Source organism: Microbacterium sp. NPDC057944, from assembly GCF_042887445.1.
GTDB lineage: Bacteria > Actinomycetota > Actinomycetes > Actinomycetales > Microbacteriaceae > Microbacterium > Microbacterium natoriense.
In genome coordinates this window covers 261,034-274,392 of record NZ_JBHVPJ010000001.1, presented here as the reverse complement: position 1 = coordinate 274,392, position 13,359 = coordinate 261,034, and the positions used below count along the sequence as shown (strand labels likewise).

General features: G+C 67.5%; 15 protein-coding genes and 3 tRNA genes. 9 read left to right on the top strand and 9 right to left on the bottom strand.

Features of this window, described 5'->3' with window-relative positions; genetic code table 11:
- Positions 1–29: 29 nt before the first annotated feature.
- Entirely contained in the window at positions 30–551 is a 522-nt protein-coding gene (locus ACFVRO_RS01350; RefSeq protein ID WP_386948423.1) for a hypothetical protein, read from the bottom strand.
- A gap of 69 nt (positions 552–620) precedes the next feature.
- Here ACFVRO_RS01350 and ACFVRO_RS01345 point away from each other — a divergent pair, with 69 nt between their 5' ends.
- A complete protein-coding gene (locus tag ACFVRO_RS01345) occupies positions 621–959 on the top strand; it encodes a metalloregulator ArsR/SmtB family transcription factor (protein WP_386948420.1) in 339 nt (112 codons plus the stop codon).
- Complete coding sequence (locus tag ACFVRO_RS01340; protein ID WP_386948417.1) at positions 956–1,741, top strand: DUF2071 domain-containing protein; 786 nt, start codon at positions 956–958, stop codon at positions 1,739–1,741. The genes ACFVRO_RS01345 and ACFVRO_RS01340 overlap by 4 nt, the downstream gene beginning before the upstream one ends.
- On the opposite strand, the gene ACFVRO_RS01335 is transcribed toward ACFVRO_RS01340, so the two are convergent.
- On the bottom strand, positions 1,645–2,562 hold the full coding sequence (locus ACFVRO_RS01335) for an AEC family transporter (protein WP_386948414.1): 918 nt from the start codon (positions 2,560–2,562) through the stop codon (positions 1,645–1,647). The two genes, ACFVRO_RS01340 and ACFVRO_RS01335, sit on opposite strands and share 97 nt — an antisense overlap.
- Before the next feature lie 58 nt (positions 2,563–2,620).
- Positions 2,621–3,073 (bottom strand): GNAT family N-acetyltransferase, encoded by a 453-nt coding sequence (locus ACFVRO_RS01330; protein ID WP_386948411.1) that lies wholly within the window; start codon positions 3,071–3,073, stop codon positions 2,621–2,623.
- A 120-nt stretch (positions 3,074–3,193) separates the two neighbouring features.
- Here ACFVRO_RS01330 and ACFVRO_RS01325 point away from each other — a divergent pair, with 120 nt between their 5' ends.
- On the top strand, positions 3,194–3,715 hold the full coding sequence (locus tag ACFVRO_RS01325; protein ID WP_386948408.1) for a GNAT family N-acetyltransferase: 522 nt from the start codon (positions 3,194–3,196) through the stop codon (positions 3,713–3,715).
- Between the two features lie 7 nt (positions 3,716–3,722).
- On the opposite strand, the gene ACFVRO_RS01320 is transcribed toward ACFVRO_RS01325, so the two are convergent.
- On the bottom strand, positions 3,723–4,319 hold the full coding sequence (locus ACFVRO_RS01320) for a TetR/AcrR family transcriptional regulator (protein WP_386948405.1): 597 nt from the start codon (positions 4,317–4,319) through the stop codon (positions 3,723–3,725).
- Between the two features lie 156 nt (positions 4,320–4,475).
- Here ACFVRO_RS01320 and pdhA point away from each other — a divergent pair, with 156 nt between their 5' ends.
- The 5 genes from pdhA to ACFVRO_RS01295 all read left to right on the top strand — a co-directional run bounded on the left by pdhA (position 4,476) and on the right by ACFVRO_RS01295 (position 9,813).
- Entirely contained in the window at positions 4,476–5,546 is a 1,071-nt protein-coding gene (pdhA, locus tag ACFVRO_RS01315; protein ID WP_386948402.1) for a pyruvate dehydrogenase (acetyl-transferring) E1 component subunit alpha, read from the top strand.
- Positions 5,543–6,535, top strand: coding sequence for an alpha-ketoacid dehydrogenase subunit beta (locus ACFVRO_RS01310; RefSeq protein ID WP_386948400.1), 993 nt, complete (start codon positions 5,543–5,545; stop codon positions 6,533–6,535). Before pdhA ends, ACFVRO_RS01310 begins: the two co-directional genes overlap by 4 nt.
- A gap of 20 nt (positions 6,536–6,555) precedes the next feature.
- The gene (locus ACFVRO_RS01305) at positions 6,556–7,839 is read left to right on the top strand and encodes a dihydrolipoamide acetyltransferase family protein (protein WP_386948398.1); all 1,284 of its coding nucleotides are present in this window, start codon (positions 6,556–6,558) and stop codon (positions 7,837–7,839) included.
- Between the two features lie 30 nt (positions 7,840–7,869).
- Positions 7,870–8,292 (top strand): GNAT family N-acetyltransferase, encoded by a 423-nt coding sequence (locus tag ACFVRO_RS01300; RefSeq protein WP_386948397.1) that lies wholly within the window; start codon positions 7,870–7,872, stop codon positions 8,290–8,292.
- Between the two features lie 171 nt (positions 8,293–8,463).
- Positions 8,464–9,813, top strand: a complete 1,350-nt coding sequence (locus tag ACFVRO_RS01295; RefSeq protein WP_386948394.1) for a M23 family metallopeptidase — start codon at positions 8,464–8,466, stop codon at positions 9,811–9,813.
- A 272-nt stretch (positions 9,814–10,085) separates the two neighbouring features.
- Here ACFVRO_RS01295 and ACFVRO_RS01290 read toward each other — a convergent pair.
- The 3 genes from ACFVRO_RS01290 to ACFVRO_RS01280 form a co-directional block, all read right to left on the bottom strand.
- A tRNA-Phe gene (locus tag ACFVRO_RS01290) sits at positions 10,086–10,158 on the bottom strand.
- A gap of 69 nt (positions 10,159–10,227) precedes the next feature.
- Positions 10,228–10,301: transfer RNA gene (locus ACFVRO_RS01285), tRNA-Asp, on the bottom strand.
- Positions 10,302–10,329: 28 nt separating this feature from the next.
- Positions 10,330–10,402, bottom strand: a tRNA-Glu gene (locus ACFVRO_RS01280).
- A 229-nt stretch (positions 10,403–10,631) separates the two neighbouring features.
- Here ACFVRO_RS01280 and ACFVRO_RS01275 point away from each other — a divergent pair.
- Positions 10,632–11,987, top strand: a complete 1,356-nt coding sequence (locus ACFVRO_RS01275) for a M23 family metallopeptidase (protein ID WP_386948392.1) — start codon at positions 10,632–10,634, stop codon at positions 11,985–11,987.
- Between the two features lie 95 nt (positions 11,988–12,082).
- Here the strand turns inward: ACFVRO_RS01275 and ACFVRO_RS01270 are convergent, their stop codons facing one another.
- Positions 12,083–12,574, bottom strand: a complete 492-nt coding sequence (locus tag ACFVRO_RS01270; protein WP_060926386.1) for an inorganic diphosphatase — start codon at positions 12,572–12,574, stop codon at positions 12,083–12,085.
- An 87-nt stretch (positions 12,575–12,661) separates the two neighbouring features.
- Positions 12,662–13,324, bottom strand: coding sequence for a TMEM175 family protein (locus tag ACFVRO_RS01265; protein ID WP_386948390.1), 663 nt, complete (start codon positions 13,322–13,324; stop codon positions 12,662–12,664).
- Between the last annotated feature and the right edge of the window lie 35 nt (positions 13,325–13,359).

Sequence of the window (13,359 nt, the reverse complement as noted above, 5' to 3'; positions counted from 1 at the left end):
CGCGCGGCCGAGCCCGATGACGCCGACGTTCACGAGCGCTCCTCGCGGACGATCCTCCAGACGGCAGGTTGTCCGGCGTCTCGCGAGTACGCGACGCGGATGCCGTCGGCGACCGAGATGTCCTGAGCCCCGGCGCCCGAGGCGACGCGGGAGCGGAGGTCGCGCCAGAACTCGAGGTTCTGCGGCATCCCCAGGTGCTCGCGCGTCTGCTCGATCTGCATCCGTGTGCCGTCTGGATCGTCGACGAGGCGCACGACGGCGTCGTCCGGTTCGACGAAGCGGATGCCGTAGGCGCCGCCGTCGAGCGGCGTGAACCGGCGCGGCTGCTGCAGCACGGCGCGGTCGACGATCTCGCGCGCTGCGGCCGCCGGTGCGTGGATCACCAGGGGCGTGCCCAGCTCGACGAGGAGCCTCTCGGTCTGCGACGTGGCGACCTTGTGCCCCGCGCGGTCTCCTGCGGAGCGGGAGGATCGCCGGATCCAGCCGGGGAGGAAGAACATCAGGACCACCAGCCCGACGATCACGATGGCGAAGAAGAGCGTGCTGTCCACGCGACAAATCTACGGGAGCGGAGGAGGTCCGTCATTGCTCCTATTTAGCAGCAGTGCTAGATTGCGAACATGAGCGATGAGGTGACGAGCGTCTTCGAGGCACTGGCGCATCCGACGCGTCGGCAGATCCTGCAGGATCTCAAGGACGGCGAGCTCGCGGCCGGCGAGATCGCGGCGAGGTTCGCGGCGAGCGGGCCGACGATCTCTCGGCATCTCCGCGTGCTGCGCGAGGCCGGACTCGTCACCGAGCGACGCGACGCCAACCGCATCCTCTACTCCGCCGTCACCGATCGGCTGGCCTCGTCGGTGGGGGACTTCCTGTCGGCGGTGTGCCCCGAGCAGATCGTGCTGCGCGAGGTGCGCAAGCGCCGTACCGCCGCTCCCGCGGAGGACGGGCTCCCCGCATGAGCATCGTGAGGGGTGTGCAGGCGCAGCTGCGTCGGCGCCTCCTGATCAGCTACCGTGTCGATCCCGATGTCGCGGCGTCGCTGCTCCCCGAAGGGTTCCGCCCGCAGCTCGTCGACGGCTCCGCGCTCGCCGGAGTGTGCGTGCTGGGGCTGGAGGCGATCCGGCCGCGATGGTTCGCTCCGCGCTGGGGGCTCCGTTCGGAGAACGCCGCCCACCGCATCGCCGTCGAGTGGGACGGCCCGGAAGGGACAGAACAGGGAGTCTTCATCTTCGAGCGGCACAGCTCGGCGTGGCATCCCGTGCTGTTCGGCGGGCGGCTCTTCCCCGGCGTGCATCACCGGGCGCGTTTCACGACCCGCGAGGGGAGCGGCCGCTACGCCCTGACGATGGACGCCGGCGCCCACAGCATCGCCGCCGACGTGGAGGTGGGCGGGGAGTGGACGAGCAGCTTCTTCGACTCGGTCGACGAGGCGTCGGAGTTCTATCGCGCCGGACGCATCGGCTGGTCGTACCGCCATGACGGTCGCGAAGTCGAGCCCGTCGCCCTGGCCTCGGACGAGTGGGCCGTGGAGGGCGCACGGCTGCACAGCCTGCGGTCGTCGTTCTTCGACGCGCTCCCCGAGGGCGCCGCGGTCTTCGACAGTGTGGTCGTGATGCGCGACCTCCCCGTCGTGCTTTCCGCGCCTCAGCCCAGCAGCGCCATGATGAGCACCAGCACGGGCAGGCATCCGATGGTGGTCAGGAAGACCGTGTCACGCGAGATCGCCTCGCCCACGTCGTAGCGCTGCGAGTAGTTGAAGACGTTCTGCGCGGTCGGTAGAGCGGCGAGCACCACGACGATCAGCGTCTGCTCCGACGAGAGCCCGAACAGCAGGGCGGCGCCCCACGCGACCACGGGCATCGCGATCAGCTTCAGGATGCTGGCGAGGATGACGTCGCGGCGGTGTCCGCGGGTGCCGAGCACGCGCTGTCCGTGCAGGGAGATGCCGTAGCTGATGAGCAGCACGGGCACCGCGGCGTCGGCGATGAGCTGGGCGGGGTCCATCACGATGTCGGGCACGCGGATGCCGAGCACCGACACGAGCGTGCCGAGCAGGGAGCCGATGATGATCGGGTTGGTCGCGGTGCGCACCAGCGTGCGGCGGATCGAGACCGTGTCGCTCGTCACGGCGTCGAGGATCGTCAGCGAGATCGGCGTGAACACCAGCAGCTGCATGAGGATCACGGGTGCGGGGTACGCCGCACTTCCGAGCAGATAGATCGACAGCGGGATGCCGATGTTGTTCGAGTTGACCTGCCCGGCCGAGAGGGCGCCGATGACCGTCTCGCCGATGGGACGCTTCCACCAGAGCCGCGCGAACAGGACGTAGACGACGATCACCGCGACGGCCGCGATCGCCGAGACGGGCAGGAGCGAGGAGAACAGCATCCCGGCGTCGGCGTGGGCGAGCACGCTGAACAGCAGGAACGGCGAGAGCACGAAGAAGATGAGGCGTCCGAGGACGTGCCGGGCATGGGGTCCGAGCAGATCGATGCGCCCGATGACGTACCCCAGCGCGATCGCGACGCCGACGACGGCGAAGCCGGTGAGCGTATCGATCATGCTTCGAGCGTAGCGAGGGCGGAGGAGGGGCCTGCGCGGCGGTTCGCGCGGATGTCCGCTACTGCGGGGTGAACCTCAGGAAGAGGTCGACTCCGTCCTCGGAGTACAGAACGAAACCGTGGCGATCGTAGAGGCGCTGCGCGGCGCTTCCGCGCAGCACGTCGAGCCGAAGATCTCCGGCTCTGTCGCCGGCCTCCGCCACGATGCGGTGGAGGACCTGTCCACCGATTCCCTGCCCCTGGTACCGCGGCGAGAGGTAGAAGTGCTCGATCCACAGCTCGTCTCCGTCGGGGCGGACGGCCACGAGCCCGGCATCCTGAGCATCGACGACGATGACGCGGGTGTGGGCTGGCGCGAAGGCATCGAGGAACCGCGTCCGCACGCGCTTCTCGTCCAAGACGCCGAGACGTTCCAGGTCGGGGCGCATCGTCTCCGCCCGCACCTCGGCCATCCACGGCGCATCTGTCGTGAGGCTCGGTCTGAAGGTCCAGTTCGCTCCCATGCCTGCCATCGAACCAGTCGGTGCCGTCCTCGCCAAACTGCGGGTGCGCGACATTCGGATCGGTTCGGGACGCCGATACGGTGGACGAGCATGCGACGACACGGGCGAGAGGCTGCCGACAGGATGACGATGAACACGACACCGCCCGCGACGATCCGCAGGGCCACACCCGCTGATGTCCCCGAGGTGCTGCGGCTCTTCGACGAGATCATCGCCTGGTTCGTCTCCATCGGCAACGAGGGGCAGTGGGGCGTGGAGCCCTGGTCGACGCAGGATCGGCAGATCGCCAGGGTGACCGAGGCCTGTGCGCTGCCCGGGGCGTGGATCGCCGAGCATCCCGATGTGGGTGTCATCGGCGTGCTGGTCCTGGGCGACGCGATGGACTACGTGCCGGCCGCCGAGGAACCCGAACTGTACGTGCGACTGCTGCTCGCATCGAGGGATCCCCGGGCCCGAGGCACCGGCAGGCGGCTACTCGCCTTCGCCGACGACGAGGCGCGCGCCGCGGGAATGGATCGCCTCCGCGTGGACTGCTACGGCGGAGGCACGGGAGCGCTCGTGGAGTTCTACGAGTCCTGCGGATACGAGCGCATCTCGACCTTCGATGAAGACGGCTGGCCAGGCCAACTGCTCGGGCGGAGGCTCGGCTGAGCGGGATTCAGCCGAGGGAGAGCAGCTCGAGGGCCCGACTCGCATGAGTGCGGGCCTCCTCCGCTGACGGCGCCGCGGCGAGACCCAGCAGTCGTCGTCGATGGGGTTCGCCGAGAAGAAGCGTGAAGAGCGCCTCGGCGTGCGTGACGTCATGGGGTGCGAGTCGTGCGCGCAGCGCCGCGATGTAGCGCTCGGGGCCGTCGACGTAGAAGCGGGCGCTGAGCTCCGGAAAGTCACGGGACGACGTGATCATGAGACGGTGCAGGCCTATCGCCTCATCTGAGTGCAGCGTCGCGACGATCGCGGTGGCGAGGTCGTGGATGCTGCCGCGCTCATCGAGGGGTGAGAGCGTCCGCTCTCTCAACCGCTCCACGGCGGCGAGGAACACTTCGGTGCGGGTCGCGAAATGCCCGTAGATCGTTCGCTTGGTGACGCGTGCGTCCTCGCGGATGTCATCGAAGGTGACACCGGCGAAACCGTCGTCGAGCAGTAGTCGAACGGCGGCATCGAGGATATCGTCCCGGCGCTGCAGTCGCTCGGACTCGGTCGGCCGTCCCCGCTTCCGGGCGGCAGGCTCCGATGCGGGCTTTTCTGTTGCTGGCATCGTGTGCTCCTCCGGGGGTGTCGCTCTCGTAACCGGTTCTCATCCTATAATGAAACTAAGTTCGTATCATTAATTCGATCGGCACCCGACGAGACCCAGGGCGAGAAGGAGACTCCTATGCCGCCGACCAAGGCGAAAACGGCGAGGACAGCAACGATGACGCGTGCGGCGGCTGACGCCGCGACCGCTGAGACGCTGTTGGGCCACTATCGGCGGATGGTGGCGATCCGACGCTTCGAAGAGCGCGCCGCTCGGGCCTACACCGAGGCTAAGGTCGGCGGCTACTGCCACCTGAACCTGGGTGAGGAGGCGACTGTCGTCGGGCTCATGAGCGCTCTTCGGGGCGATGACTACGTCTTCACGAACTATCGCGAACACGGGTACGCGCTCTCTCGTGGAATCGCTCCCGAGCGGGTGATGGCCGAGCTGTACGGGAGGTCCGATGGCGTGTCCAAGGGGTGGGGAGGATCCATGCACATGTTCGACATCGACGCCCGGTTCATGGGTGGCTACGGAATCGTCGGCGGGCAGATCCCGCTCGCGACGGGGGCGGCCCTCGCGATCGACTATCGCGGTGGTTCTGAAGCGGTCGTGTGCTTGATGGGCGATGGGACGACCAACATCGGCGCTTTCCACGAGTCCCTCAACATCGCAGCACTGTGGGGGCTGCCCATCGTCTACGTCATCGTGAACAACGGCCTGGGCATGGGGACGACCGTCGAGATGTCGTCTGCAGAACCCGAGCTCCACCGACGTGCCGCTTCCTACCGGATGCCGTCGGCCAGGGTCGACGGCAACGATCCCCTCGCCGTGGAGGCTGCGGCCCGCACGGCTCTGGAGAGTGCGCGGAGCGGTCGGCCGTATCTGCTGGAGACCGTGTCGGGCAGACTCAAGGGGCACTCAGTCGTCGACCCCGCTCGGTATCGCAGCCGCGAGGAGGCGGCATCGTTGCGCGATGCAGACCCGATCGCCGCTTTCGCGGTTCGGCTCCTGGACCTCGGCGTCCTCACCGAGGATCTGATCGCCGAGATCGACCGGGTGAGCCTGTCCGCTGCAGCCTCGGCGGCGGACTTCGCCGAGGCGAGTCCGCACCCCGACGTGTCGACCCTGTTCGACTACACCTATGCGACGCCGGTGGCGAACGACTCTCGACGTCGGCCAGGGGAGGCGCTCTTCCCCGCGGCCCTTCCTCTTTCGGCATCCCTCGCCGAGGGAGGGCGCGCATGAGCGTGATCAGCTATCGCCAGGCACTGCATGATGCGCTCCGCGCAGAGATGCTCCGTGACCAGAGCGTCTTCCTCATCGGAGAGGAGATCGGCCGATTCGAGGGCTCGTACAAGATCACCGCAGGCATGCTGGACGAGTTCGGCCCGAAGCGGGTGCGCGACACTCCGATCGCAGAAGAGGGCTTCACGGGGGCGGCGGTCGGCGCCGCGATGCTCGGGCTGCGTCCGGTCGTCGAGATCATGACGATCAACTTCTCCCTGCTCGCCCTCGACCAGATCGTGAATCACGCGGCGAAGATCTATGGCATGTTCGGCGGCCAGGCGCGGGTGCCCCTCGTGATCCGCACGCCCGGTGGCGGCGGACAGCAGCTGGGCGCCACGCATTCGCAGAACATCGAGCTGTACTACGCCTTTGTGCCCGGCATGAAGGTCGTCGCGCCCTCGACTCCTGCGGACGCCAAAGCACTCATGCTGGCAGCGATCCGCGACGATGATCCGGTGCTGGTGCTGGAGAACCTCGCGCTCTACAACACCGTCGGAGAGGTGCCCGACGACCTGGAGCCTGCAGAGATCGGAAAAGCGAAGGTGGCTCGTCGTGGAGCCGATGTCACCGTCGTGGCGTACTCGCGAATGGCGGTCGTCGCACTGCAGGCCGCAGATGAGCTCGCGGCGGAGGGAATCGACGTCGAGGTGATCGACCTGCGCAGTCTTCGTCCGCTGGACCGCGAGTCGATCATCGAGTCCGTGCGCCGCACGAACTGCGCGGTCGTACTGGAAGACGACTGGCTCACCTACGGCATCGGAGCGGAGATCGCCGCGACGATCTCCGACGGTGCCTTCGACTGGCTCGACGCTCCGGTGCGCCGTGTCGCCATGGCGGAGGTGCCCATGCCCTACGCGAAGTCGCTCGAGACAGCGGCTCTTCCATCGCTGGACGACGCGAAGAACGCGATCCGCGAGACCCTTGACGCCGTCGCGCGGCGCCGCTGAAGAGTGAGAGAGGAACAACGATGATCGACATCCTCATGCCCCGTCTGTCGGACACGATGACGGAGGGGGCCATCGCGACGTGGCTCAAGAAGCCCGGCGACGTGATCACCCCCGGAGATATTCTCGTCGAGATCGAGACCGACAAGGCGCTCATGGAGCAGGAGGCCTACGATGCCGGCATCCTGGTCGAGATCCTCGTCGCGGAAGGGGAGAACGTGCCGATCGGTACGCCGATCGCACGGCTGGACAATGGCACATCGGTGGAGTCTGGTCCCGCGGAATCGGATTCGGATTCGGAGTCGGAACCTGCGCCGGTATCAGGGGATGCCGGGAGCTCGGCGGCCGATGACGCAGATGGTGTCGTTGCTGCGGCAGAGTTCGGCTCTACGGACGTGTCCGGCTCGGATGGCGTGCACGAGAGCGGCCGCCGGCCGGCGACGCCCCTCGTCCGCCGACTCGCAAGGGAGAACGGCGTCGACCTCGCGGGGATCGTCGGCTCCGGCCCTGGTGGGCGGATCGTTCGAGCCGACCTCGACGCCGCCGTGGCGTCGGCAGAGCCGCCCCGGCCCCGTCCGGACTCCGTCGGCGATCATCGTCCAGCCGATGACGCCCGTGGATCCGAGTCCGTGCCGTTCGATGGGATCCGCCAGCAGATCGCTGCCCGCCTGACGGTGAGTGCGACGACTGTGCCGTCGTTCTCCGTGACCGCTGCGGTCGACGTGACGGCGCTCCTCGCGATGCGGGAGGAGGTCAACGGAGCTCTTCTCGAGGAGAAGATGAGCGTGAACGACCTGCTCGTCCGCGCGGTAGCTCAGGCGCTGCGCGTCCACCCCGACGTCAATTCGTCCTACTCCCCGGAAGGCCGCGGACGGATGCTCCGGCACAGTCGGGTGCACATCGGCATCGCCGTCGCCTCGCCGGCGGGGCTTGTCGTTCCCGTCATCCGCGACGCCGACGTCGCTGCGGTTTCGACGATCGCGAGAACGGCGAGGGAACTCGTTGCGAAGGCAGGCACTCGGCGTCTCACGGCAGCAGAAATGGCCGACGGCACATTCACCGTCAGCAACCTCGGAATGTACGGCGTCGAGCAGTTCAACGCGATCATCAATCCGCCGCAGGGGGCGATCCTCGCGGTCGGCGCTGCTCGTGACGAAGTCGCACTCTATGAGGGATCGGTCGTCACCAGACGCATGCTCAGGCTGACGCTCACTGCCGATCATCGCATCATCGACGGGGCGCTCGCCGCGCAGTTCCTCGCGACGCTGACCGGAATCCTCGAGCGCCCTCTTCGCGTGCTCGCGTAAGCGGGTCGCGTCCTATGAGAGGTTGAGGGGGTGGAACTCATCGCAGACGCCGACCCGGCGCGGATCGACCGTGAGTGGGTGTGGCGGATGCTGTCGACCGAGGCCTACTGGCACCGCTGGCGCACGAGGGTCGATGTCGATGCCCAGCTCGATGCCGCGTGGCGGGTGGTCGGCGTGTACGACGCGGACTCCGGAGCGCAGATCGGCTTCGCGCGTGCCGTGTCCGACGGCGTCAACGACGCATACCTGGCCGACGTGATCGTCGACCCTGCGGCGCGCGGCCACGGCGCGGGTGCGCTGCTCGTGCAGACCATGATCGACGACGGCCCCGGCGCACAGTTCCGCTGGACTCTCTTCACCGGCGACGCGCACGGCCTCTACGAGAAGTTCGGGTTCGGCGCCCCCGATGCGACGGCGATGGTCAGGCCGGGGAGGCGTCCGGTCGGACCCTGAGCCGGTGGGAGGTGCGAGGGGCTCTCGACCATGAACCTTCTCAAGCTACCGATCTGCGAGCCGACCGTCTGTAGGTAGAAGAGGGGACAGCGAAGAGGAGAGTTTTATCCATACGGTGTGCGTATGGACACTACAGAGGAATCTTCAGGCTCCGCGTTCGCCACTCACGCGATGTCGCGGCGCACTCTCATCGCGGCTGGCGGGCTCGCCGCCGGCGTCGCGCTGCTCGGTCACGAACTGCTCACAGGCGATCGCGCGAACGCAGCGGCGTCCGCCGCCAACGGATACATCTATCCCACTGACCCCTTCAAGGCATCTACCGAGGCGGCAGGGCAGTTCAACGCACCACGCGACGGCGGTGCCCGTCGACACATGGGCCTGGACACCTGGGGTTATCGCGGCATGCCGATCCTCGCGATCGCTGGCGGCCGGGTCGCCGGCGGGGACTGGAACTCGACATCCGGAGACGGGCACGGATGGGGACACCACGTCATCATCGACCACGGAAACGGCGTGACAAGCCTCTACGCGCATCTCGATGGGCCACCGGCAGTGGGCCCCACGCAGACGGTGTTGCAGGGACAACTCATCGGCCGAATGGGGAACAGTCAGTTGGGGCCCACCAGCGGTATGGGAGTCCACCTGCACATCGAGATCAAGGTGAATGGCTCCTACGTCAGCCCGCTGGCCTTCCTGAACAACGGCATCGGACCAGCGCCCTCTCCCAACCCGCCGGGAGCAGGGGCGGTCAGCATCGCCGGGGTGAAGGAGTTCGCCGTCCGCAGTGGCAGCTGGTCCGCGATCCCGGTCGGCTACAACATGTCGAACAGGTTCACCGCGGTGAACATGGGATCCGGCTGGGGAGACCTGTACGGATCCTTCGGCGGGCACCTGAGGTACGTCGGGGTCATGGGAGGAGCGTGGACCCAGATGGACTCCGGCCTCCCGCTCGACGCGTACAGCATCTCGGCATTAAACGTCGGCCAGTCGTTCCCGCACATCTTCGCAGTCGAGAACTCCGTCCTGTACCACATCTATGCGGACGGCACCGGGTGGCACAAGGCCTCGACAGGGCTCACTGTCCCCGGCAAGATCTCTGCCGTCCTCCTACCAGGCGGCAACGTCCAGATCGTCGCGAACATCGGCGGCTACATGCATCACATCACGACGCACAACGGCTGGGAGATCGGGAACAGCGGGATTCCCATCGGCGACGAGTTCAAGGCGGTGAACGTCGGAGGGATGCTGCAGATCGTCACCCTTCTCAACGGGGTGGTGCACCTGATCTGGCCCGGCGCCGGCTGGCAGCTGCAGTCGACGGGCATCGGCACCAGCGGCAGTCTGACGGCGGTGGACATGGGCGGCGGCTACCCCACCGTGATCACGAACGAGGGGTGGAGCGTCTGCGTCACCTCGGTCAGCGGCGGAGGCTGGGTGCGTCAATCGACCGGTGTCGCCGTGAGCGGCACCATCGATGCGTTGAACATCGGCGGTGGCTACCCGACCGTGTACGCCGTCTAGAGCGGGAACCGCGAAGGACCCTTGCCCGTCCGGTGGTCGGGCAAGGGTCCTTCGTTCTGGGGTCACCGTGCCTTACGACTCCGGCACAACGTTCCCCGGGGCGTTTCGTCTCGCGTCGCTCGCTCAACGACCGGGGTGGTCGGAACGCTCCACGGACGGCGAGCCGGAGCAGCCGATTCGGACGGGACACAGCTCTCACCGGGGCAAAGCAAAACCCCCGCCATGTAGAAGCTAGGCGAGGGTTTCTGGGACCGTTGTAACGACGGTCCGTGTGGCTCCGACGGGCGTCGATCCCGTGACCTCACGATTTTCAGTCGTGCGCTCTACCAACTGAGCTACAGAGCCGTGCGACCGGCGAAACCTGTCGCATCTAGACGAAAGGCCCTCTCCGAGAAAAGGACCAATCGCACAGAGCGACCCTGACGGGACTTGAACCCGCGACCTCCGCCGTGACAGGGCGGCACGCTAACCAACTGCGCTACAGGGCCATACTTGTTTTCAATTGTATCGGATGAGTGACCCCAACGGGATTCGAACCCGTGCTACCGCCGTGAAAGGGCGGCGTCCTAGGCCGCTAAACGATGGGGCCGAAGTCTGTCCCGGGGGACTTCCTTGCCGACGCTCAAGCATAAGGGATGTTTCAGGCAAATCGCGAATCGAGGGCGAGTCTGCTTCCGCCCGGGCGTGTTCGGGAGGACGATGGGGGGTGTTCACCATGCCCGCGAACCTGCTCCACACCCTGTTGCGGATGTGAAAGTTGTTGTTAGTGTGGCATGAGTGAAACCGGCGGAAGGGGCCGTGTGAACGACAAGCCATCTATGGCGGATGCTGCGGAAGCGGCATCCGTCGACTGCGGGTGCGCACCCACGCCCGCCGAAAGCCGTGCCTTCTGGAAGAACGGCTCGATCACCCGTCGCAACGCCCTCGGGATCGGCGTGCTCAGTGCCGTCGCTCTCAGCGCGTTCGGGGTGTCGTCGGGCGTCTCCGCTGCGTATGCGGCCTCGTATCCGAGCTGGGACGACGTGCAGCGCGCCATGGCGAGCGAATCGTCCAAGGCCGCGGAGGTCACCCGCATCCAGGGGCTCATCGACGGTCTGACGCAGAAGGTCGCCGAGACCCAGGCCGCCGCCGAGAAGGCCGGCCAGGAGTTCTACGACGCCCAGCAGGCGTTCTTCGACGCCGCCACCAAGGCCGACGAGCTGCAGACTCAGGCCGACACGCAGGCGGCCACCGCGACCGAGGCCGAGCGCAAGGCCGCGCAGGTCGCCACCCAGCTCTACCGCGACGGCGGAGACGACACGTCTCTCGAGCTCTTCTTCGCAGGGTCCGCCGCGAACGCCGACGATCTGCTCTCGCGCCTCGGCACGATGGACAAGGTCTACGGCTACACCCAGACGGTGTACGAGACCGCCGTGAAGGCGCGCAACACCGCGCAGTCGCTGAGCGATCAGGCCGAGGTCGCGCGCAACGAGCGCGATCGCCTGCAGAAGCTCGCCGAGCAGAAGATGCTCGAGGCGCAGGCCGCAGCGGATGCCGCGCAGGCGGCGCTCGACGAGCAGACGGCCAACCTCGCCACGATGCAGGCTCAGCTGGCCGCCCTCAAGGACCAGACGGCGACCACCGTCGCCGGCTACCAGGAGGGTGTCCGCGTCGCCGAGGAGGAGCGCAAGCGCCGTGAAGCCGCGGAGGCCGCAGCTGCAGCCGCCGGCAACAACGGCGGGGGCGGCGGAGGCGGCGGCGGTGGTACCGGGGGAAGCCCTGGAACCGGCGGTTGGGTCCGCCCGCACGGCGGCCACCGCAGTGCCGGCTACGGCTCGCGTCCTGCGCCCTGCACGGGATGCTCGACGTTCCACCGCGGCGTCGACATCGCCAACGGCTGTGGCGCGGCGATCTATGCGGCCCACGCCGGGACGGTCGACTTCGCCGGCCCCAACGGCGGTTACGGCAACTACATCCGCATCCAGCACGGCAACGGCGTCGGCACCGGCTACGCGCACATCAAGCCGGGCGGCTTCGCCGTCGGCCGCGGCCAGCAGGTCAGCGCCGGACAGGTCATCGCCTACGCAGGCAACACCGGCAACTCGGCGGGCTGCCACCTGCACTTCGAGGTGTACATCAACGGCGGCACGGTCAACCCGATCGACTTCCTCGCCCAGCGCGGCATCTCGGTCTGAACACCCGCCTCACAGGCGCAGACCTCCCGAACGAAGAGAAGACCCCCGGCCGCTGAGCGGAACCGGGGGTCTTCTCTTCGTTAAGACGTCGAGGGTCAGTGGCCCTGCTCGCCGAAACGGACGATCGCCTCGTCGAGGATGCGCTGCGCCTCGGCGGCGTCGCCCCACTCGTCGACCTTGACCCACTTGTTGGGCTCGAGGTCCTTGTAGTGCTCGAAGAAGTGCGCGATCTCCTTCTTCGTGTACTCGGCGATGTCGCCGATGTCCTGGATGTGCGCCCAGCGGGGGTCCTTCGACAGCACGGCCACGAGCTTGTCGTCGCCACCGGCCTCGTCGCTCATCTTGAGCACGGCGACGGGGCGGACCTCGACGACGACGCCGGGGTAGATCGCGTGGTCGAGGAGCACGAGCACGTCGAGCGGGTCGCCGTCCTCGCCGAGGGTGTTGTCGAAGTAGCCGTAGTCGGCCGGGTACCCGAAGGTCGTGTAGAGCACGCGGTCGAGGTGCACTCGCCCGGTCTCGTGGTCGACCTCGTACTTCACGCGGCTGCCGCGCGGGATCTCGATGACGGCGTCGTGTGCGCCCATGCGTGTGCTCCTCAGAAAAGACGGTTGGATGCCGCGGACCAGCCTACTCGGGCCGCGCGCTCACGCGGAGTCGGGGCCCGTCCGGGTCTAGGCGTCGGTCCCCGTCGCGGGGGAGGGCGGCGGAGTGCGCCGTCGCGAGAGGCGGCTCAGCAGACGGCTCACGGGATCGCTCAGGAGCAGCAGGAACAGCCCCACGTAGCCGTTGGGGGAGGCGAGCACCGCGATCAGGAGCGCCCCCGCGAACAGGATGATCGCCGTGACATCGCCGATCACCCCCGCACGCAGCGTGTCTGCCGTCGCCGTCGTCAGCTCGGGGTGGCGCGACAGATAGATCCAGCCGGCGAGGGTCGTGACCTGGGTCATGATGAGCGTTCCGATGTAGACCACGGCCTGCAGCGGATCGGTGTCCATCTGGCCGATCATGGCGGTGGGCACGGGCAGCCACACGATCGTCGCCATCCAGGCGACGTTGATCCACAGCAGGGGCGCGGTGATCAGCTCGACGTCGCGGTACTGCCGGTGGTGGCCCATCCAGAACGTCGCGATGAGGAGGAAGCTCAGCCCGAAGCTGAGCAGCTGCCCCGAGTGCTCGGACAGGAACTCCGCCGTGCCGAGGTGCCCGGATGCCGCCTCCGACACCGATTCCATGAGGGGGAGGATGAGAAGCGTCATCGCGATGGCGACGACCGCGTCGACGAACGCCTTGAACCGCTCGGTCGTGAAAGTCCTCATGCCGCTGTGATCTGCCACGGCGTCAGACTAGTCCGCGCGCATACCGTGCGGAG

What these genes read in the sequence shown, in the direction of transcription:
- ACFVRO_RS01345 (WP_386948420.1), top strand. Translation starts at nt 621, where the DNA reads ATGAGCGATGAGGTGACGAGCGTCTTCGAGGCACTGGCGCATCCGACG.
- ACFVRO_RS01340 (WP_386948417.1), top strand. Translation starts at nt 956, where the DNA reads ATGAGCATCGTGAGGGGTGTGCAGGCGCAGCTGCGTCGGCGCCTCCTG.
- ACFVRO_RS01335 (WP_386948414.1), bottom strand. Translation starts at nt 2,562, where the DNA reads ATGATCGATACGCTCACCGGCTTCGCCGTCGTCGGCGTCGCGATCGCG.
- ACFVRO_RS01330 (WP_386948411.1), bottom strand. Translation starts at nt 3,073, where the DNA reads ATGGCAGGCATGGGAGCGAACTGGACCTTCAGACCGAGCCTCACGACA.
- ACFVRO_RS01325 (WP_386948408.1), top strand. Translation starts at nt 3,194, where the DNA reads ATGAACACGACACCGCCCGCGACGATCCGCAGGGCCACACCCGCTGAT.
- ACFVRO_RS01320 (WP_386948405.1), bottom strand. Translation starts at nt 4,319, where the DNA reads ATGCCAGCAACAGAAAAGCCCGCATCGGAGCCTGCCGCCCGGAAGCGG.
- pdhA (WP_386948402.1), top strand. Translation starts at nt 4,476, where the DNA reads ATGACGCGTGCGGCGGCTGACGCCGCGACCGCTGAGACGCTGTTGGGC.
- ACFVRO_RS01310 (WP_386948400.1), top strand. Translation starts at nt 5,543, where the DNA reads ATGAGCGTGATCAGCTATCGCCAGGCACTGCATGATGCGCTCCGCGCA.
- ACFVRO_RS01305 (WP_386948398.1), top strand. Translation starts at nt 6,556, where the DNA reads ATGATCGACATCCTCATGCCCCGTCTGTCGGACACGATGACGGAGGGG.
- ACFVRO_RS01295 (WP_386948394.1), top strand. Translation starts at nt 8,464, where the DNA reads ATGTCGCGGCGCACTCTCATCGCGGCTGGCGGGCTCGCCGCCGGCGTC.
- ACFVRO_RS01275 (WP_386948392.1), top strand. Translation starts at nt 10,632, where the DNA reads ATGGCGGATGCTGCGGAAGCGGCATCCGTCGACTGCGGGTGCGCACCC.
- ACFVRO_RS01270 (WP_060926386.1), bottom strand. Translation starts at nt 12,574, where the DNA reads ATGGGCGCACACGACGCCGTCATCGAGATCCCGCGCGGCAGCCGCGTG.